Origin of the sequence: Cellvibrio chitinivorans (assembly GCF_035117775.1) — a bacterium.
Taxonomy (GTDB): domain Bacteria; phylum Pseudomonadota; class Gammaproteobacteria; order Pseudomonadales; family Cellvibrionaceae; genus Cellvibrio; species Cellvibrio chitinivorans.
Map to the genome: position 1 here is coordinate 1074545 of NZ_JAYKKN010000001.1, position 20258 is coordinate 1094802.

A 20258-nucleotide genomic window follows, 5' to 3' on the forward strand; every position below is an offset into this window, starting at 1 on the left:
TGCCTCTAAGAGGTTACGTGGATAACGCGTCTGTGGCAGCTTGTTGTCGCAAACTCACTTGATTGAACACCCAGTTGGGGGGATTATGAAAAAGCAGCGATTGAAAGCGGTGGCACTGACCACGATGCTTTCTGCGGGCGCGCTAATGGGTAGCGTTGCCATGGCAGATCAAGCTCTGGATTCTGTGCTGAAAGTTGGTCAAGCCAAGACAACTATGGCGCAAGATTCACAGAAGCGTATTGATAGACTGGCTCAGGAAACCGATGATCTGACCCAGCAATTCAAACAGCAAAACAAACTGATCGACGATCTCCGTGTGTTCAACGCGCAAATGGAAAAGCAAGTTGCCAAGCAACTTGTTGTTGTTCAGGATCTGGAACAATCCATTGAGAAAGTGACTGTTATCGAGCGTCAAATTCAACCATTGATTTTCCGTATGTTGGAAAGCTTGGATCAATTTGTAAGTTTGGATAAACCATTCCAAGTAGAAGAGCGCAAAGCGCGTATCGCTATGTTGCGCGATAACCAGGAGCGTGCAGATATCTCTGTTTCAGAGAAATTCCGTCAAGTTCTTGAGGCCTACAAAATCGAATCTGCTTATGGCAGCACTATCGAAGCCTACAAAGGCACTCTGCCTGTTGACGGTCAAGACCGCGAAGTAAACATTCTGCGTGTTGGTCGTATCTCTCTGATGTATCAAACAACCGATGCTAAACAATGTGGCACTTGGGATGCGTCTCAAGGTCAATGGGTTGCACTGGATGATTCATACAACGCCAATATTCTGAAAGGTTTGCGTATTGCTCGCGGCCAGGCGTCTAAAGATATTATGACCATGACTGTTCAGGCACCGGAGGCAGCACAATGAAAATGAAGTTTGTAAAAAGCTGCTTGATGCTGGCTGCCGCTGGCGTTTTGAGTAGTTCCTTCGCTGTGGCTCAAGAAAAAGCACAAACTCTTGACCAGCTGTTGGATATGGTAAAAAAATCGCAAATCAGTGAATCTGCTGAACACAAGCAGCGCGAAGCTGAGTTCGCTCGCGATAAGGCAAATCAAGCAAATCTTTTGGCTCAAGCAAAAGCAACTCGCCAAGCAGAAGATAATCGCTCTGTTGCCCTTGAGAAAAAATACCAAGAGCAAGACGTTCTTGTTGCGGCAAAGAAAACGCAGCTGAACGAGCGTTTGGGATCAATGAAAGAGCTGTTTGGTCATTTGACCTCTACTGCAGGTGACCTGCGTTCTGGACTTGAATCTTCAATCGTTAGTGCTCAATACCCTAGCCGCGGCGAGTTCCTTGATGCTTTGATCGAAAAGATGAATAGCAGCACCCAGTTGCCGGACATCGAAGAGATTGAGCGTTTGTGGTACGAAGTTCAACGCGAAATGGTTGAAACTGGTCGTGTTGTGAAGTTCAACGCTACTGTTATCAAGCCAAGTGGTGAGCAAGCGCAACAAGAAGTTGTGCGTGTTGGTACTTACAATCTTGTGTCTGAAGGTAAATACCTGACTTTTGACGGTTCAAAAATTCAAGAGCTGGCTCGTCAACCTGATGCCTACTCAGCAGATGCTCAAGCGTTGCAAAATGCTACCTCTGGTGTTGTTGATTTTGGTGTGGATCCAACCGGACCTGCTGGCGGTCAATTGTTGACTGCTTTGATTGATACTCCAACTTTGGTTGAGCGTTGGCATCAGGGTGGCTCAGTAGGGTATGTGATTACTGCTGTCGGTGTTATTGGTGTGCTCTTAGGTTTGTTCCGTATTCTGGTTCTTTTAGCTGTGAGCGGAAAGGTAAATGCACAACTCAAATCTGATAAAGCAAATACCAACAATCCGCTGGGTCGTGTATTGAAAGTTGCTGAAGAGAATAAAAATGTTGATACCGAAACTCTTGAGCTGAAGCTTGAAGAAGCTGTTTTGAAAGAGCGTCCATCAATTGAAAGTGGCTTGTCTGTATTGAAGATTATTGCTGCTGTTGCGCCACTGTTAGGTCTCTTGGGTACCGTTACCGGTATGATTGAAACCTTCCAAGCTATTACCATCTTCGGTGCTGGTGATCCTAAGAATATGGCGGGCGGTATTTCTTCTGCGCTGGTTACTACTGTTCAAGGTCTGGTTGTTGCTATCCCGGTAGTGTTGATGCACACCTTGGTAAATGGCCGTGCAAAAGCGGTTGTACAAGTGTTGGATGAGCAAACCACCGGTATTATCGCTGAGAACTCTGAGCGTACTTCTAAGTAGGAGATAGCACATGCAGGCTTTAACGGACGTTTTTAGTGCCATTGGAGCCTTTATGGATCAGGGCGGTTGGGTAATGTACCTCATTGCCGCCCTTACCTTTATCATGTGGACGCTCGTATTTGAACGAGCGTGGTACTTCAAAGGTGGTCTAAAAGGCGATGTTCAGCAAGCGTTAGCAAGCTGGGAAGCGCGTAAAGAGCGCAAGTCCTGGAATGCTCATCAAATTCGCGCAAAAATGATTTCGCGCATGTCTGCCAAAATAAATGCCAACATGGATATGATCGTTACGCTTATCGCACTCTGCCCGTTGATGGGGCTGTTGGGTACGGTAACCGGTATGATCGAGGTATTCAGTGTGATGGCTTATACCGGTGGTGGTGACGCAAAATCTATGGCTGGTGGTGTATCCAAAGCAACAATTCCAACAATGGCAGGTATGGTTGCTGCTCTTTCCGGAATTTTTGCTAACACTTATCTAGCGCGTATTGCTGAACGTGAAGATCATTTGTTTGCTGACCATTTGACAATGGATCACTAAACAATAAGCAATATTCACCTGTAATTAAGAGATGTCTCATGAGCAGGAATAACGCAAAACCTGAAGAAGAAGCTCAGGCAATTGACCTCACTCCAATGTTGGATGTGGTGTTCATCATGTTGATCTTCTTCATCGTTACGGCGACGTTCATCAAAGAAGCTGGTAAAGAGGTGAATAGACCTGATGCCACTACTGCTGATTTAAAGCCTAACGCCAGTATTCTGATTGCCGTTGGTGACGATAACGAAATTTGGATCGATAAAAAGCAAGTTGATCCACGTGGCGTTAAAAATGTGATTGAGCGCATGCGTGCTGATAATCCAAACGGTACCGTTTCAATCCAGGCTGATGCCAAGGCAGATATTGAATATGTATTGGAAGTCGCTAATGCTGCTCGTGAAGCAGGTATTAACGATGTGTCTGTCTCTACTGAAGAGAAATAGGTTGCTATGAACTTCGCAAAAGTAGGTGTAGCAGGGCTTCTGGGGGTTATTACCACCCTTTTGCTGCTGTTTTTGATGTATGAGCTGGTGAATAACGATCTCGGCGAAGTTACACAGAAAAAAACTGTGAAGATTCCTGATATCAATATGCCTGATACAAAAATCGAAACCCGATTTGAAGACGCTAAACCTGAAAAACCACAAGAGCCAGATGTTCCACCAGATTTACCTGAGCCTGAGTTTGAAGCTCCTGATGTATCCGGTGAGGCGTTGAATATGACCGCTCCCGTGGCTAAAGCTGGGTTAGATGTTGGTGGTAACTCATTAGCATTCAGTGAAGGTGAATATCTTCCTATTGTTAAGGTTCCACCTGAGTACCCAAGCACAGCACTATCTCGTGGAATTGAAGGTTTTTGTACAGTTGTGTATACGGTTACCGAAACAGGTACTACTCGTGATCCTCAGCCTATTGAGAGCGAGTGTGTAACCAAAGAAGGTAAGCCTACTTCTGTATTTAACCGTGCATCTGTCAGAGCGGCGTTGAAGTTTAAGTACAAGCCTAAAGTGGTAGATGGGAAGCCTGTTGAGGTTCCCGGGGTGAAGAACCGTTTCACCTATACGATGCAGAAATAAAGGGGTAATAACATGAGACAAGTATTTCCTGCTGTTTCAGTTGCTCTAAACCGTACTTTGCTGGCCGGTGTTATTGCTGTGTCTCCATTGTTGGTAGGTAAGGCAGTTGATGCGGTGGCGCCTGGAGTGATTGAAATCTCTAGTGCTGTAGCTCAAGTAAAAGCAAAGAATAAGCATGCGGGGGAGCAGCGTAAGTTCCCTAATGTGACTGAATCTTTTGGTAAGAAAATTACCGAAGCTGCTAACTACTTGCAGCCTCCTGAAGACGCCAAACCAGATCCTCGTAAAGCAATGCAGTTGCTGAACGAGATGGCTGCGAATTCCGCCAAAGCCAATGCTTATGAAAAAGTGCTGTTAAACCAATATATGGGTTATGCATATTTGGGCAGTGAAAATTATGCTAAAGCAATTGAAAGCTTTAACAAAATGCTTGCGCAAACTCCCAATATGCCAGTTGCCACTGAAGCTGCAACGATTCGTATTGTTGGTCAACTGTATTCGCAAATGGACAATCCAAGAAAAGCATTGGAGACATTGCTGAAATGGACAGACTATGCGGATTCACTTAAGCCTGAAGACTCGTACATGTTTTCAACGCTTTATTATCAACTTGAAGATAATAAAAACGCGCTACTCAACATTAATGAGGCGGTAAAAAATCAGGAAGCCGCTGGTAAAGTTCCAGCAGAATCTTGGTATGTGCTGCAGCGTGGTTTGTATTTCGATAAAGAAGATTACAAAAGCGGTTTGGTGGTATTGGAGAAGTTGATCAAGCATTATCCAAAAGCCCAATACTGGAAACAATTGTCACAAGTTTATTATGTAGTTGAGCGTCAAAAAGACTCTTTGTATGCACTTGAAACATGCTATCTGATGGGGGGGTTATCCACTGAGAAAGATATCATCCGCTTGGCAAGTATGTACCTGGAGTCAGAGGTTCCTTATAAAGCAGCTAAAGTGCTGAAAAAAGGTATCTATACTGACAAAATAGTTGAGCCAACTGCTAAAAATCTTAAGTTGCTCGCTGACTCTCTGCGTTTAGCACAAAATGCAAAAGAGTCATTGGTTGAGTATGAAAAAGCTGCAGAGAAGTCTACTGATGGTGATTTGATTATTGGTCTTGCGCAGGCTTATCTGGCAACTGATAAATACAAAGAAGCATCTAAATGGGGGCGTCAAGCACTTAAAGCTGGCAAGCTTAAGCGTGTTGATTACGCCAATCTGACTGTAGCTCAAGCTGAGTTTGAGTTGAAAAACTTTGATGAAGCAATCAAGTACTTTAAAGAAGCAGGTAAAGATGCTCGCAGTGCTAAAGTTGCTGGCCAATGGGTAACTTTCTCTGAAAGAGAAAAGGCTCGTTTGGAGGCGCTTGCACAGCAAGAATAATTACCGGTTCTGATCTAGAGCATTAAAAAGCCAGCAATTGCTGGCTTTTTAATGCTTAATTTTTGTATTAGTAACACACTGATTTGATTATTCTGCTGTAAAGAAAAAGGCACTCCGGTTTTTAGCTGGAGTGCCTTTTACGTTTGAGTTATAAGCTGATTTAAGCGATGAAAATTAATCCAGCTTGCTTAAATCTCTTACCGCACCTTTATCCGCACTGGTGGCCAGCATTGCATAGGCTTTGAGTGATGCGCTGACTTTGCGTTCGCGTACTTCGGTTGGCTTCCAAGCCAATGGACCTTTGGCGTTTTCGGCGGCGCGGCGCGCATCCAATTCGGCTTCGGTCAGATCAACATTGATGCTGCGATTGGGAATGTCGATGCGGATAATGTCACCAGTTTGTACTAGACCAATGGCGCCGCCAGAGGCTGCTTCAGGTGATACATGGCCAATCGATAAGCCAGAAGTGCCGCCTGAGAAGCGACCATCTGTCAGGAGTGCGCAAGCCTTGCCTAAGCCTTTGGATTTCAAATAGCTGGTGGGGTAGAGCATTTCCTGCATGCCCGGGCCACCTTTAGGGCCTTCGTAGCGGATTACCACCACATCGCCTTCTTTCACTTTGCCATCCAAAATATCGCGAACTGCTTTGTCCTGACTTTCGACGACGTAAGCTTTGCCTTCGAATACCCAGATGCTTTCATCAACACCTGAGGTTTTTACGACGCAGCCATCAAGAGCAATATTGCCTTTGAGAACGGCCAAGCCGCCTTCTTTGCTGTAGGCATTTTTAACGGAGCGGATGCAGCCTTCCGCGCGGTCGCCATCGAGTGTTGGCCAGCGGGTTGCTTGACTGAAGGCGACTTGGGTTGGGATGCCAGCAGGGCCAGCTTTGTAGAAAGTTGCAACAGCTTCGGATGAGGTGGTGATGATGTCCCATTTATCCAGTGCTTCCTGAAAGGTTTTGCTGTGCACGGTGGGCAATTGGTTATGCAGCAGGCCGCCCCGGTTCAGCTCGGCCAGAATGCCCATTACACCACCGGCGCGGTGTACATCTTCCATATGGTATTTTGGAGTGTTGGGTGCAACCTTACACAATTGCGGAACCTTGCGGCTCATGCGGTCCACATCGAACATAGTGAAAGGCACATTGCCTTCCTGAGCGGCTGCCAACAAGTGGAGGATGGTATTGGTTGAACCGCCCATAGCGATATCGAGCGCCATGGCGTTTTCATAGGCTTCAAAAGAGGCGATGGAGCGTGGCAGAACACTTTCATCGTCTTGTTCGTAGTAGCGTTTGGTGATTTCAACTATGCGACGGCCAGCTTCGAGGAACAGTTGTTCGCGGTCAGCGTGAGTTGCCAGCAGTGAGCCGTTACCCGGCAGGGACAGGCCCAGCGCTTCGGTCAAACAGTTCATGGAGTTGGCGGTAAACATGCCTGAGCAGGAGCCGCAAGTTGGGCAGGCCGAGCGCTCGTATTCATTCACTTTTTCATCGCTGGCTTTGTCATCTACCGCAATCACCATGGCATCAACCAAATCGAGCTTGTGATCGGCCAGTTTGGTTTTGCCCGCTTCCATTGGTCCGCCGGATACAAAAATCACCGGGATATTCAGGCGCATCGCGGCCATCAGCATACCGGGGGTGATTTTGTCGCAGTTGGAGATACACACTATCGCATCTGCGCAGTGGGCATTAACCATGTATTCCACTGAGTCGGCGATGATGTCGCGGCTTGGCAGGCTGTAGAGCATGCCATCGTGACCCATGGCGATACCGTCATCGACCGCGATAGTGTTGAATTCTTTGGCGACGCCGCCAGCTTTTTCGATCTCGCGCGCGACCAATTGGCCGAGGTCTTTCAGGTGTACATGGCCGGGTACGAATTGGGTGAAGGAGTTGGCGATGGCGATAATTGGTTTATCAAAGTCGCCGTCTTTCATCCCGGTTGCGCGCCACAGAGCGCGGGCGCCAGCCATGTTGCGGCCGGACGTAGTGGTTTTGGAGCGATAAATTGGCATGACACTTAACCTCGTAAAGCGGGTAGCTATGGCTAACGGCGGAGAAATCGAGTTATAGGAGGGCGTAAATAATACCAGAATGCGGGCTTTCCGGCAGCTTGCGCTTGAGGGGATGGAATAGAAAAGGCCGCGCCCGATGCTATCGAGTGCGGCCGGAATTCAGTATCAAATCAGCGATTTAATAAAAATCTTGGAGTTGCGCTGGTAGTTATAAAGCTCTTGCCTGGCGATGGGGAGATCTTCAATCTTGCCCTGTACAAACCCTTGCTCGATAAACCAGTGCGCGGTTTGGGTGGTGAGCAAAAATAGCTGTTTGATGTGCTGTTTGCGCGCTTGTGCCTCCATCTGTTGTAGCAAGGTTGCCGCGCGGCCGCCGTTGCGATACTCAGGGTGAGTTGCCACACAGGATAGCTCTGCCATATCACCATAAGGGTAGAGCGCGGCGCAGGCGACGATAGTGCCGTCTTTGTCCATTACGTGGAATTTGTTGATCTCGGTCTCCAGCACCTCGCGCGAGCGGCGCACCAGAATCCCCTGTTCTTCTAGTGGGCGAATCAGCTCCAGAATACCGGCGACATCATCAATGCTTGCGGTGCGTAGTTGTTCGTACTGGCCGGAATAAATCATAGTGCCCAAACCATCGCGAGTGAACAGCTCGGTGAGCAGTGCGCCGTCGGTTTCGTAGCTGATCAACTGCGCGCGCTGCACGCCTTGCAGGCAACTCAGATAACAGGCGCTAACGGCTTGTTGTAAATCAAAACTGATTTTGTCGCCGTGCTCAGTGAGATAGTTTTTGCACTCTGGCAACGAAAGCTGGCGAATCAGATTGCCTTCGCTATCGGTCAGGCCGTTGCCCTCCACAAACGCCAATAATTTATCGGCCTTGATGGCGCCGGCGACATGGGTGGCGACGTCACTGAAAGTGAGATTAAAAATCTCGCCAGTGGGCGAATAAGCCAGTGGTGATAAGAGCACCACGGCGCCAGAATCCAGCGCGGCATTGAGTGAACGGGTATTTACCTTGCGCACCTTGCCAGTGTGCTGCAAATCCACGCCGTCGATGACGCCGTAAGGCATGGCGACCACAAAGTTGCCGCTGATGACCTGCATGTCCGCATCGTGCATGGGCGAGTTGGGCAAGCTGGTGGAAAGCGCCGCCTCGACAATAGTGCGTGCTTCGCCAATTGCCTGAATCACCAGCCGCAAGCTGTCGCTGTCGGTGATGCGCAGGTGATTGTGGAAGTGGCTAAAGGTATCGGCTACCTGCAAGCGGTCATCAATTTGCGGACGCGCGCCATGCACCAGTACCAAGCGCACATCGAGGCTACAGAGCAGGGCGATGTCGTGCACGATATTGTGAAAATTGGCGTGAGTAATCGCTTCTCCCGGCAGCATCACCACGAAAGTTTTATCGCTGTGCCGGTTGATGTAAGGGGTCGAATGACGGAACCATTTTACGTAGTCTTTTGTTGTCGATTCTTGAGTGTTTGCAGGCACGATGTGTCTCTTGTTGGATCAGTGTTATAAACAGTATTGTTCGATCAGCCCGCGCAGAATTTTCACTGCCGGTTCAAGCTGGTCGAGCGGGATAAATTCATCCGGCTGGTGTGCCTGATTAATCGAGCCAGGCCCTAGTACGATAGTTTGCATCCCGAGCTGCTGCATAAACGGCGCTTCGGTGGCAAAGGCGACACTTTCAGCGGTATTCCCGGTAAGTTGCTCGCAAAGTTGCACCAGTTCGCTGTGCGCATCTTCGCCGAACGGATCAACGCCTTCAAACAGTGACGATAACACCACATCGGTACCGCTGCGCTCGGCGATGGGCGCGAGGCGCTGCTGGATGGCGGCGCGGACTTCATCATTATCCATGCCCGGCAACAGGCGCAAATCAAAATGCAATTCGCAGCTGCCGCAGATGCGATTGGCACCATCGCCGCCGTGGATACAACCTAAATTCAGTGTTGGCACTTGCACCGCAAAACCGGGGTTGCGGTACTTTTGCTGCAACTCATTGCGCAGGCTGATGAGTTCGCTCATCACTTGATTCATCGCTTCCAGCGCATTATTGCCCAGCGCCGGATTGGACGAATGGCCACTCTGGCCGCGCACGCGCACGGCTTCCATCATTATGCCTTTGTGCATGCGAATCGGTGTCAGCTCGGTGGGTTCACCGATCACCGCATAGCGCGGTTTGGCGCCGGGGATGCCGCCTTGGGCAAGGGCGCGCGCACCGCTCATGCTGCTCTCTTCATCAGCGGTGGCGAGCACAATCAGCGGGTGCTTGAAAGGTTTATCGAGATAAGGTTTTACCGCCTCGATAATCACCGGGAAGAAGCCCTTCATGTCGGTGGCGCCAAGGCCGTAGAGCTTGCCGTCTTTTTCGGTGAGCGCAAAAGGGTCGGACTGCCAGCGGTCGGCATCATAGGGGACGGTATCGCTATGACCAGCGAGCACCAAGCCGCCATCAGCTTGGCCGAGTGTGGCGATCAGATTGGCTTTGCCTGAATCGCCGATGGGCATCACCTGGGTGTTAAAACCAAGGTCAGAAAAGCTGTTGGCGAGATAGTCGATCACCGCGCGGTTGCTCATATCCCACTCGGGCACGGCGCAGCTGACCGAGGGCAGGGCGACCAAGTTGCTCAAATGGTGTTGGTAGCGCTTGAAATCCATGTTCATGACTCTATTCGATGTAAGACCGGATCGGTTTCGATGTGGTTTATCGTTATCGGCGATTGCGCCCCAAATTGCAAGTTTGCCGCGAAATCCAGACAACAAAAAGCCCGAGGCAGCGAACCGGCTCGGGCTTTTTGTTGCGCGCTAAGGTTTAGCTTAGTAGAACACGCCTTTGAAAAAGAAGAAGAACAGGATCGACAGACCCGCGCCCGCAGGCAGCGTAATCAGCCAAGAGGCGAAGATGCCGCCAATCACACGCAGGTTTAATGCGCCGATACCGCGCGCCAAGCCAACGCCGAGTACCGCGCCTACCAAAGTGTGGGTGGTAGAGATGGGCAAGCCAATTCCCGAGGCGATTACTACAGTCGCAGCGGCTGCCATTTCGGCGGCAAAGCCACGGCTGGGGGTCAGTTCGGTGATTTTTTTGCCGATAGTGACCATCACCTTGTAACCGTAAGTCGCCAGCCCCACCACTATCCCGACTCCGCCGAGCAGCAGAATCCAGGGCGCTACCGCTGCCTTGGCGCCCACCGCGCCAGACTGGATCACACTAACCACAGCTGCCATTGGGCCAACTGCATTGGCTACGTCGTTGGAGCCGTGCGCAAACGCCATGGCGCAGGCAGTGAAAATCATCAGTACACCAAATACGCGCTCAACACTGGAGAAACGGTTGTGTTTGTCAGCAGTGGCATCCGGGGTAATCCGGCTTAACAGGAAGATGCCTATAGCAGCAACAATTGCTCCAATAACAGTGGCAATCATCATGGCTTGCAGGAAATTAAGTTCAAAATGGTGAGACTTCAGAACATGTTTCAGACCTTTGAGAATGGTCACCATCGACAGGAAAAACCCCACCGCAAACATGTAAAAAGGAATGTAGCGCTTGGCATTGGCGAACGGATCTTCTGTATCCAGAATCAGGTGTTGCACCGAGCGGAAAATCCAGAAGGAGATAATGCCCGCCACGAGTGGCGAGGTAACCCAGCTGGCAACAATGCCCCAGACTTGGCCCCATTGCACCGAATCCACCGAGATACCGACCGCTGCAAATCCGATGATCGCGCCCACGATTGAGTGAGTGGTCGATACCGGCCAGCCGAGGATACTGGCGATTAATAGCCAGCTACCGGCTGCCAACAGCGATGACAGCATGCCGAAAATGAACAGGTCGGGGTGATCGACCATGACTGCAACATCGACGATACCGCTGCGAATGGTTTCAGTTACTTCGCCGCCGGCGAGATAGGCACCGGTAAATTCAAATACCATCGCGATAATGATGGCTTGTTTCATGGTGAGTGCGCGCGAACCAACTGAGGTGCCCATCGCATTGGACACATCGTTGGCACCTATACCCCAGGCCATAAACAAACCGAAGACACAGGCCAGTACGAACAGCGTTTGGCCGTGTTCAGCTAATAAAGTCATTGTGGATTCCCCAATCTAAACAGGATTAATGTGCCAGCAGCAGTTGTAAGCGGCCGCCTACATCATGGGCGCGGTTGGCGATATCACCCACCCAATCGATGATGTTGTAGAGGAACATCACGTCTACCGGTGGTAGTTGGGCTTCAAGGGCAAAGAGGGAGGTACGTACGCCAATCTCAAGTTGATCGGCTTTTTCTTCCAGTATGTCCAACTCCTTGATCATGTTTTCTACTACTACCAGCTCGCGCCCGCTAAATCCGGTTTCGAGCAGTTCATCCAACTCATTAATCGCGGTCAGTGCTTGTTCGGCAGCGGCGACGCTTGAGCGGACAAATTCGTTCATTTGGTCTTTCATGCTGGCGGGAATCGCCATGCGACGGCCCATGATGATGCCGGCGATGTCTTTGGCGCGGTTGGGGATGCGGTCTTGCATGGTCAGCAATTCCAGCAAGTCCGTGCGCGGTACCGGCAGGAACAAGCTCTTGGGCAAGTGCAGGCGCAGATGCTTTTTGATCTCGTCGGCCTCGTTTTCATACTTGACCACGCTCTTTTGGATGTCGCTTGCGCGCTCCCAGTCGTCGCTGGTGACGGCTTCAAAGAAACCCACCAATTCCGAGGCGGCTTTAATCGCAAGTGCCATATGCTCTTGCATCGGCTTGATGGGTGAACGGCCAAACAGATTTGACAGATTTGCAAAAGGCATCAACGACCCCTCCGGTTAAAAGTGCGCGCAGTATAAAAAGATCATCCCTCAGGGTCACGCTGCTTTGTGACATTTTTATGGTGTTTTCATGACTATTTTTTATGCGGGTGTATAAATAATGTCTTGATTTGGGTGATTTTCGTCCTGCTTCGTGTCTTGAGCCTAGCTGCTGCCACCGGAAATACCAGCCTGAGCCCAACCTGAGCAGTGCTGGGCAGACGCTCGGCGGCGGAGGCGCTACAATCAGCCGATCTCCTTTTACAGATAAACAGGAATAATAAGATGGTGTTGGATCGGGTATTGGATTTGCGCGGGTTGATTCAGGATTTGGTCGCCGACGGGCGCCTGAAACAGGCCGATGCCAATATGCTGTTGGGCGCCTCGCGCACCCGTGAACAGGCGATCATGCACCCGCTGGCTTACATTGCCAGCCAGAATTTGGACGATGTGCAGCGCCCCGGTCACAGTCTCAATGGCGATGTGCTCACCGAATGGCTGGCCAACAAAGCCAAGCTGCCGCTATTCCATATAGATGCGATGAAAATCGACGTGGCCAAATGCACCGAGGTGATGAGTTACGCCTTCGCCAAACGCCACGGCATCCTCTGTGTAAAAGTCGAAGCTGATCATGTGGTCGTCGCCTGTACCCAGCCGTTTATGGCGGGCTGGGAGCCGCAGGTGGAGCATGTGGCGCGCCGCGCAGTGAAGCGCGTGGTGGCCAATCCCGCCGACATCGAACGCTTTATGGTGGAGTTTTATACCCTCGCGCGCTCCGTCTCTGGTGCCAGCGGGGCGACTGCCGCCTCGGCTATCACCAACTTTGAGCAGTTGGTCGAACTGGGCAAAGCGAGCGACCCGGATGCCAACGACCAGCACATAGTCAAAATCGTCGATTGGCTGCTGCAATACGCCTACGACCAGCGCGCCTCGGATATTCACATAGAGCCACGCAGGGAAGTCGGGCGCATCCGCTTCCGTATTGATGGTGTTTTGCATTACGTCTACGAGCTGCCCGCCAATGTGTCTACCGGCGTGACCAGCCGCTTCAAGGTGTTGGCGCGCATGGATATTGCCGAAAAGCGCAAACCGCAGGATGGCCGCATCAAAACCCGCCGCAACGACGGCAGCGAAATCGAACTGCGTATGTCTACTCTGCCGACCGCCTTTGGCGAAAAACTGGTGATGCGTATTTTCGATCCGGAAGTCTTGCAGCGCAGCTTTAGTGACTTGGGTTTGGTGGGCGATGACTACAACCGCTGGAATTCCATGCTCACTCGCCCCAACGGCATTTTGCTGGTGACCGGCCCGACTGGTTCCGGTAAGACCACCACGCTTTATTCATCGCTGCGGCAGGTGGCGACTGACGAGGTGAACGTCAGCACCATTGAAGATCCGATTGAGATGGTGGAAGAGACTTTCAATCAGACCCAGGTGCATCACAAGATTGGGCTGAATTTCGCCGCTGGTATTCGCAGCCTGATGCGGCAGGACCCGGACATCATTATGGTGGGTGAGATCCGCGATTTGGAAACCGCGCAAATGGCAGTGCAAGCGGCGCTTACCGGCCACTTGGTGCTCTCCACCGTTCATACCAACGATGCCCCCTCAACCGTGGCGCGTATGCTGGATTTGGGTATTCCGTCTTATCTGATCAACGCCACTATGTTGGGTGTGATGGCGCAGCGTTTGGTGCGCACTCTTTGCCCGCACTGCAAAGAGGAAGGCCAAATCAGCCAGAGCGATTGGCAAGAGTTGGTCGCGCCTTGGAAAGTACAAGTGCCGGCAAAAATTTATCGCCCCGTGGGTTGTTTGGAATGTCGCAATACCGGCTATATGGGGCGACAGGGCTTGTATGAAATTCTGATGCTGTCGGAATCGCTCAAAGAAAAAGTCACCGCCGACTGCAACCTGCAAGAACTGCGTAAACTGGCAATGAAAGAGGGGATGCGCACTTTGCGCTTGTCGGGCGCGCAGAAAATCGCTGCGGGTCTGACGACCTTGGAAGAGGTGTTGCGCGTCGCACCGCCGCCGGAAAAAGCGGGTTAAGTGAAAACAATTTTCCTGAGACAAATAAAAATGGCGACCAATGAGTCGCCATTTTTATTGCTCCCTCTCCCACCTGTGGGAGAGGGGTGTCGTGCGCCAATCAAACCAGCAGTTTAATCCCCACAAACACCAACATAATCGCCAGTGCCGGGCGCAAATAGTGGTCGGCGACGCGGTTGGCGAGGTGACTGCCGATATAAATGCCGGGCAGTGAACCGATCAATAAGTTGGCGAGCAAATGCCAATCTACATTACCTAAACCGGCGTGACCCATGCCTGCTACCAGTGTGAGCGGTACGGCGTGGGCGATTTCGGTGCCGACCAAACGTACGGTTGGGAGCAATGGGTAGAGCATAAACAGGGCGACAGTACCCAAGGCGCCAGCGCCGATAGAGGTCAGGGTCACTACCGCGCCGAGCAGTATGCCGGTCAGGACGGTGGCGATCATCTGCTGCTGGCGGGTCATGCGGGTGATCCAGCTGTTGTTTTTCTGGCTGTAATCAAAAATCTTGCGTTTGAACAGAATCGCGACAGCAGTAAATACCAGCGCGTAACCCAAGGTGGTTTTGATCACACTGTTGAGCGTGTCGGTATCGAGCTTGATGCTGTGTAGCACCCACAGAGTAATAGCCGCAGCGGGCAGGCTGCCAAGCGCCAGTTCGCCGGTGATCTTCCAATCGATATTTTTCTTTTTGTGGTGGACGTGAATGCCGCCTGCTTTGGTGATCGCCGCGTAGAGCAAATCTGTGCCTACAGCATTGGCGGGGCTGACGCCGAAATAGAGAAGAATGGGCGTCATTAGCGATCCGCCGCCCACGCCGGTCATGCCTACGATAAAGCCCACCACCAATCCGGCGACTATATAACCCAGTTGAAAATCCATAAAACTCGATACCAAAAAGCGGCACGCCAGCGATGGAAAACTCGCCAAGTCAGGCAGCTAAAGTGTTGATAAATAAACAGGTCGCGCAGGCTAACAGCCTAAAAGGAGTCTGGCTAATGCTTATTAGTTAGGTGCTTATAACCAAGTGCGCGTGGCCTGCCGCTTAGAGCAGGCTGCGGACGTTATTTTGGGGGTGAGCTTTTTGCACGCGGCTGACGGTGTTTTGCAGGATTTGGTCGGCTTTGATCGGCCCCAGATATTCGCAGAGCGCGACATAAGCGAGGTTGATCACCTGTTGCAAGGTGTGGATGCTGGGGGTAGTGCCAGTGAGCGGTTCAACCTGATTGAGCCATGCGTGAAAAGCCCAGCGCTCGGTAGGTGAGAGCGATACCTTGGCGAGATTTTCCAGCACATAAAGGCGGGTGCGGGTAGAGGCTTCGCCGCCGGGAGCGTCGATCAGGCCATCCACCAGTGCCATAAACATTAGTAAAAAAGGTGAGCTTTGGGGCTTGGCTACCGCAGGACGGCTGGTTTCAGTGACACGACTCTGGTGCTCATCTTGCGCGGATGACATAGCAGCCACCAGCGCCTGCAACATACGCGAGCGCATATGGGCGATCTCAAGATCGCTGCACAGCTCGCGCAGGTAATGTTGCAGGGCAAAGGTAGGTTTGTGGGCGTACTTTTCATCCCACAGGATAAGCGCGCTGGCGAGGCCGTTCCCCTGTAAAAACGGCATGAGCGCCTGCTCAACCGCTTTGCGTTTCTGACTTGGATTCACACTTGGTTCCTGTGACGTAGTGGTGGCTTGTGCGGCTTGGTCGATGTATGGCTTATGCCTGTTGTTATCGCCGCTTATGGATTGCTTACGGATTCCGTTTTAGCGCTGGGATTGCAGCGCCTCGGTATTGAGCGCGCGCGTATCCTGAAATTCCGGGTAGCCGATCTCGGCGTGTTCGGTAAAATCCAGCCCGCGCTGTTCATGCTGGCTGCTAGCACGCATACCGATTATTTTGTCGATCAAAAAGTAACAGATGAGTGCCACGCCAAAGCCCCAGGCAAAGGCGACGAGTACTCCCAACCCCTGAATGCTGATGCGCTCAAGGTTGAACATATCGCCCGCAAAGAAAATACCCGCTGCAAGTGTTCCCCAAGCGCCACAAAAGCCATGCACACTGACGGCATCGACCACATCATCGATTTTGAAACTGGCGATAAATTTGGGTGCGATAAAGGTGATCACCCCGGCGATAACACCGGTAAGCAGCGCAAATTGCGGGTCCATAGTGGCGCAACCGGCAGTAATGCCGACCAGCCCGCCAAGGCTGCCGTTGACCGTGCCAGTCATAAGAATCGCGTGTTTGAAGGCTTTGGCGGTGAGCATATAACCCAGTGCACCAGCGCAGGCGGCAAGGTGGGTGTTGAGTGCAATTTTGCCGATATCCAGATTGGCCGCGAGGGTTGAACCGGCATTAAAACCAAACCAGCCGAACCAGAGGATAAACCCGCCCAGCGCGACCATGCTCAGGTTATGGCCGGGAATAGTGCGCGCCGCGCCATTGGCCGAGAAGCGCCCCAAGCGCGGCCCAAGTACGATGATGCCCGCCAATGCTACCCAGCCGCCAATAGAGTGAACGACCGTGGAGCCGGCAAAGTCGATAAAGCCCAACTCTTTCAGCCAGCCGTTACCGCCGTGGGCACTGCCCCAAGCCCAGCTGCCGAATATGGGGTAGATAAGCCCGGCAATTACACAGGCGCCAATCAAGTAAGCGTGGAAATGTATCCGCTCGGCCATAGCGCCGCTGGCGATGGTGGTTGTGGTGGCGGCGAACATCATTTGGAAAAACAGAAACGTCCAATCCCATCCGGCTAGTGCATTAGGCAGGAAATGGCTCTCGCCAAACCAACCGGTGCTGTTGGCACCAAACATCAGGCCGTAGCCCAGCGCCCAAAAAATCACGCTGCACACGCACACATCCATGTAGTTTTTCATAATCACATTCACGGCGTTTTTGGCGCGCGACATGCCGCTTTCAACCAAGGCAAAACCGGCCTGCATCAAAAACACCAGCACTCCGGTGATCACCACCCAGCTGGTGTCCAGCGAGCGAGTTACATCGAGAATACTGGGTTCTGCCGCTAGCGCACTGCTGCTACCAAAAATCGAACTTATCAGAAGCGCCCATCCACCCACTGCCAAAGAACTTGCACGCATAGTCAGCACCCGCCATGAGAATGAGAGGGATTTTGCAACTCATGTGCCAGAGGAGGAAAAGAGCGAAAAAGTGTGGAATTTTGCGACAGGATGTAAGGGCGAATAACGCATTAAGGGGTTATTAGAAAGGTTTTGCGTTAAACGATTGGATTCTATTGAGAAGGGATAAAAAGGGCTGGTGAAGAAGATTGCACTGAAGTTGGGCATGGGCTTGGCGCGGCGATTTTGCCCAGCCCAATCCGGGTGCGTGGCTTACCAGCCCTGCAGCACCCGAATGGAGGTCGATTAACTACTTCTTGCTAGCGGGGTAAATGACTTTCCAGTCTTTTTTCATATCCACCAGCAACCAGCCTTTGGTGGGTGCATCGGTCAGACCTTTGTTTAATTCACCGATATGGGAATTGCGGTCATAAGCCCACTCGCGCTCGGCGTCAGTGTGGTGAACGATCAAACCAAAACGCGCACCTGTACCGGCGGTAGTCCACTCCAGCATTTGGTAGTCACCATCGGAGTTACCTGCGGCAAACACCGGGCGGCGGCCAATGTGTTGGTAAATACCAACGGGCTTGCCTTCTTTGTCATCATAAAAGCCCAGATCGGGCGCTTTGGTGATGGTGGGCACACCGTTAACCACCGAATATTTTGCCTGCAAGCTACTGCCAACAACCTGCTCGGGCGGGATGCCATAAGCGTCTTGCGCGAAGACACGCATAAAATCAATGCCGCCACCTGAGACGATAAAGGTTTTGTATCCGTTTTTGCGCAGGTATTGCAGCAACTCCAACATCGGCTGATAAATCATTTTGTTGTAGGGCAGGCCAGTGGTTGGGTGCTTGGCGGTCGCTAGCCAGTTGCTCACGGCGGCAGAGAAATCATCCGAACTGATGTTGCCGTGGCTGGCCATGATGATCTTGCTAAGCGCGGGCATTCCGCCTGCCAAAGCACCTTTAATATCCCCTTTGATCACAGAGGCATAGGGTTCAGTTGTATTCCATTCCGGGTGCTGCGGTGCCATTTGCTTGATGCGATCAAACGCAAACGCGGCCTGAAAGTAGATGGGTTGTTCAGCCCAGAGAGTGCCATCGTTATCGAATACGGCGATACGTTCAGCTTCGGGGACAAAATCCGGCGAGCTTTTCTTGGTCGTCTTTTTGACGAAATCGACAATCGCCTGCTTGGACGCGGTGTTCTCCCAAGAGGCGAGATCTTTGGCGCTGGCGCCACTGGCTGTGAAAAACAGCAATAAAAGCGCGCTTAACAGGTAGCGAAAGTGGATAAAGCTGGCGATTTTCATGATCTGTTTCCTTCTGTTCTATCTATTAAAAAATCGGCGAAAGGTAAAACAAAAATGCCGCTAAATTTCTTTAGCGGCATTGGAGGGGTTAGCGAGCACCCGCAGTGGATTTTAGCTGTTCTTCAATTTTGCTCAGGTTGAAGGAGCCTGGTGATTGGCTGGGCGGGAAGTCCTGCATGGTTTTCAGGAATTGTGCCGCCTTGGTTTGGATTGGAACTAGTACAAATGCGCGCTCCAGGAACCAATCGTTGTAAGTATTAGAGTTGTGTTGTGCCTTCTCGAATGGGTCGCGACGCAAATTGAATAGCAACGGGACGCGCAACTCTGTAAAGGGTTCACGCCATACTCCGAAAGCCTCTCCACGGTTCTCCAAAAACACCACTTTCCAAGCGTCGTAACGGGCAGCAACCACTTGGCCATCATCGTTCACATACCAGAATTCGTGGCGTGGTGACTCTTTCACTTCGCCTTTCAGGTAGGGCAGCATGTTGTAGCCATCGATGTAGTTTTTGTATTTACGGCCATTGAGCGAGGTGCCTTTGCGCAATTGGTCGGCAATCTCGGTATTGCCCGCTGCTGCTGCAAAGGTTGGCAGCCAGTCTTCATGGGAGATGATGCCATTCAGGGTTACGTCTTTGGGGAATTTGCCCGGCCAACGAACAAATGCAGGTACGCGGTAGGCACCTTCCCAGTTGGAGTTTTTCTCGCTGCGGAAAGGCGTTGTGCCTGCATCCGGCCAACTGTTGTAGTGTGGGCCGTTGTCGGTGGAGTAGAACACGATGGTGTTATCGGCGATTTTCAGGTCGTCCAGCAGCTTCAAGAATTGGCCTACATGACCGTCATGCTCAATCATGCCATCGGTGTATTCATCGTTGCCTTTGTGACGGTTCTCGTCTTTCACGTGAGTGCGGAAGTGCATACGTGAAGCGTTCCACCATACAAACCAGGGCTTACCTGCTTTTTCATTCTCGCGAATGAATTCCTGCGCGCGGCTAGCGGTTTCCTGATCTACGGTTTCCATACGTTTTTTGGTCAGTGGGCCAGTATCTTCGCAGCGCTGGTTGCCCCAAGGGCCTGAGCGCTCATCCGCTTTGGCGGTATTGGCAGAGTCTGTCGCAAAGCAGTGCAGCACGCCGCGTGGGCCATACTGTTCTTTAAAGGTTTTGCCGTTGGCGAGTTTCATATCGCCTGGGTAATCCTCATGCTCTGGTTCTTCTTCCGCGTTCAGGTGGTAGAGGTTGCCGAGGAACTCGTCAAAACCGTGGGTGGTTGGCAAATGTTCGTTGCGGTCGCCTTGGTGGTTTTTACCAAACTGGCCGGTTGCATAGCCTTGGCTTTTCAGTACCGTCGCCATAGTGACATCGGTTTTTTGCCAGCCTTCTTTTGCGCCGGGCAGGCCAACTTTGGTCATGCCCGTTCTCACTGGCACGTTGCCGCCAATAAAGGCAGCGCGACCAGCAGTACAGCTTTGTTGGGCGTAATAATCGGTGAACGAGACGCCCTCGTTGGCGATGCGGTCGATGTTAGGGGTCATATACCCCATCATGCCGCGGTTGTTGTGGCTGATATTCCAGGTGCCGATATCATCGCCCCAGAGCACCAGAATATTGGGTTTTTCAGATTTGCTTTGCGCGTGTACTGCACCGACAACACACATCGATGCGACCGCAATTGATTGGATACAGACTTTTGAGAAAGTGCGTAAGCCGCTCATTGTTGACTCCTTTTCTAGCATGGTTTTTTTGTGAAATTACAA

17 protein-coding genes are annotated in these 20258 nt (G+C 51.4%); 7 read left to right on the top strand and 10 right to left on the bottom strand.

The window, feature by feature from the left end; translation table 11 throughout:
- The first annotated feature begins 85 nt into the window (after positions 1-85).
- Genes SPL68_RS04525 through SPL68_RS04550 form a run of 6 tightly spaced genes read left to right on the top strand, consistent with a single transcriptional unit; the run spans position 86 to position 5238 of the window.
- Entirely contained in the window at positions 86-868 is a 783-nt protein-coding gene (locus SPL68_RS04525) for a DUF3450 domain-containing protein (RefSeq protein ID WP_323813881.1), read from the top strand.
- On the top strand, positions 865-2238 hold the full coding sequence (locus tag SPL68_RS04530) for a MotA/TolQ/ExbB proton channel family protein (protein ID WP_323813882.1): 1374 nt from the start codon (positions 865-867) through the stop codon (positions 2236-2238). The genes SPL68_RS04525 and SPL68_RS04530 overlap by 4 nt, the downstream gene beginning before the upstream one ends.
- A gap of 10 nt (positions 2239-2248) precedes the next feature.
- Complete coding sequence (locus SPL68_RS04535; protein WP_323813883.1) at positions 2249-2776, top strand: MotA/TolQ/ExbB proton channel family protein; 528 nt, start codon at positions 2249-2251, stop codon at positions 2774-2776.
- A gap of 38 nt (positions 2777-2814) precedes the next feature.
- Positions 2815-3219 (top strand): ExbD/TolR family protein, encoded by a 405-nt coding sequence (locus SPL68_RS04540; protein WP_323813884.1) that lies wholly within the window; start codon positions 2815-2817, stop codon positions 3217-3219.
- A 6-nt stretch (positions 3220-3225) separates the two neighbouring features.
- Positions 3226-3852: an energy transducer TonB gene (locus SPL68_RS04545; RefSeq protein WP_323813885.1), complete on the top strand. Its 627-nt coding sequence runs from the start codon at positions 3226-3228 to the stop codon at positions 3850-3852.
- A gap of 12 nt (positions 3853-3864) precedes the next feature.
- On the top strand, positions 3865-5238 hold the full coding sequence (locus tag SPL68_RS04550) for a tetratricopeptide repeat protein (RefSeq protein ID WP_323813886.1): 1374 nt from the start codon (positions 3865-3867) through the stop codon (positions 5236-5238).
- A gap of 174 nt (positions 5239-5412) precedes the next feature.
- Here SPL68_RS04550 and ilvD read toward each other — a convergent pair whose 3' ends face one another.
- The 5 genes from ilvD to SPL68_RS04575 form a co-directional block, all read right to left on the bottom strand.
- A complete protein-coding gene (ilvD, locus tag SPL68_RS04555; protein WP_323813887.1) occupies positions 5413-7257 on the bottom strand; it encodes a dihydroxy-acid dehydratase in 1845 nt (614 codons plus the stop codon).
- A 165-nt stretch (positions 7258-7422) separates the two neighbouring features.
- Positions 7423-8754 carry an amino-acid N-acetyltransferase gene (gene argA / locus SPL68_RS04560; RefSeq protein ID WP_323813888.1) on the bottom strand — a complete coding sequence of 444 codons (1332 nt, stop codon included), beginning with the start codon at positions 8752-8754 and terminating at the stop codon, positions 7423-7425.
- A 24-nt stretch (positions 8755-8778) separates the two neighbouring features.
- Positions 8779-9933: an acetylornithine deacetylase gene (gene argE, locus SPL68_RS04565; protein WP_323813889.1), complete on the bottom strand. Its 1155-nt coding sequence runs from the start codon at positions 9931-9933 to the stop codon at positions 8779-8781.
- Positions 9934-10086: 153 nt separating this feature from the next.
- On the bottom strand, positions 10087-11361 hold the full coding sequence (locus SPL68_RS04570) for an inorganic phosphate transporter (protein ID WP_323813890.1): 1275 nt from the start codon (positions 11359-11361) through the stop codon (positions 10087-10089).
- A 25-nt stretch (positions 11362-11386) separates the two neighbouring features.
- On the bottom strand, positions 11387-12064 hold the full coding sequence (locus tag SPL68_RS04575) for a TIGR00153 family protein (RefSeq protein WP_323813891.1): 678 nt from the start codon (positions 12062-12064) through the stop codon (positions 11387-11389).
- A 282-nt stretch (positions 12065-12346) separates the two neighbouring features.
- Between SPL68_RS04575 and tfpB the strand changes: the two genes are divergently transcribed.
- A complete protein-coding gene (tfpB, locus tag SPL68_RS04580; RefSeq protein WP_323813892.1) occupies positions 12347-14110 on the top strand; it encodes a type IV pilus assembly ATPase TfpB in 1764 nt (587 codons plus the stop codon).
- Positions 14111-14210: 100 nt separating this feature from the next.
- Here tfpB and SPL68_RS04585 read toward each other — a convergent pair whose 3' ends face one another.
- The 5 genes from SPL68_RS04585 to SPL68_RS04605 all read right to left on the bottom strand — a co-directional run bounded on the left by SPL68_RS04585 (position 14211) and on the right by SPL68_RS04605 (position 20216).
- Positions 14211-14993: a sulfite exporter TauE/SafE family protein gene (locus SPL68_RS04585; RefSeq protein WP_323813893.1), complete on the bottom strand. Its 783-nt coding sequence runs from the start codon at positions 14991-14993 to the stop codon at positions 14211-14213.
- Positions 14994-15156: 163 nt separating this feature from the next.
- The gene (locus tag SPL68_RS04590; RefSeq protein WP_323813894.1) at positions 15157-15774 is read right to left on the bottom strand and encodes a hypothetical protein; all 618 of its coding nucleotides are present in this window, start codon (positions 15772-15774) and stop codon (positions 15157-15159) included.
- 99 nt (positions 15775-15873) lie between these two features.
- On the bottom strand, positions 15874-17208 hold the full coding sequence (locus SPL68_RS04595; protein ID WP_323813895.1) for an ammonium transporter: 1335 nt from the start codon (positions 17206-17208) through the stop codon (positions 15874-15876).
- Positions 17209-17497: 289 nt separating this feature from the next.
- Entirely contained in the window at positions 17498-18502 is a 1005-nt protein-coding gene (locus tag SPL68_RS04600) for an HAD family hydrolase (RefSeq protein WP_323813896.1), read from the bottom strand.
- An 88-nt stretch (positions 18503-18590) separates the two neighbouring features.
- Entirely contained in the window at positions 18591-20216 is a 1626-nt protein-coding gene (locus SPL68_RS04605) for an arylsulfatase (RefSeq protein ID WP_323813897.1), read from the bottom strand.
- Positions 20217-20258: the final 42 nt, after the last annotated feature.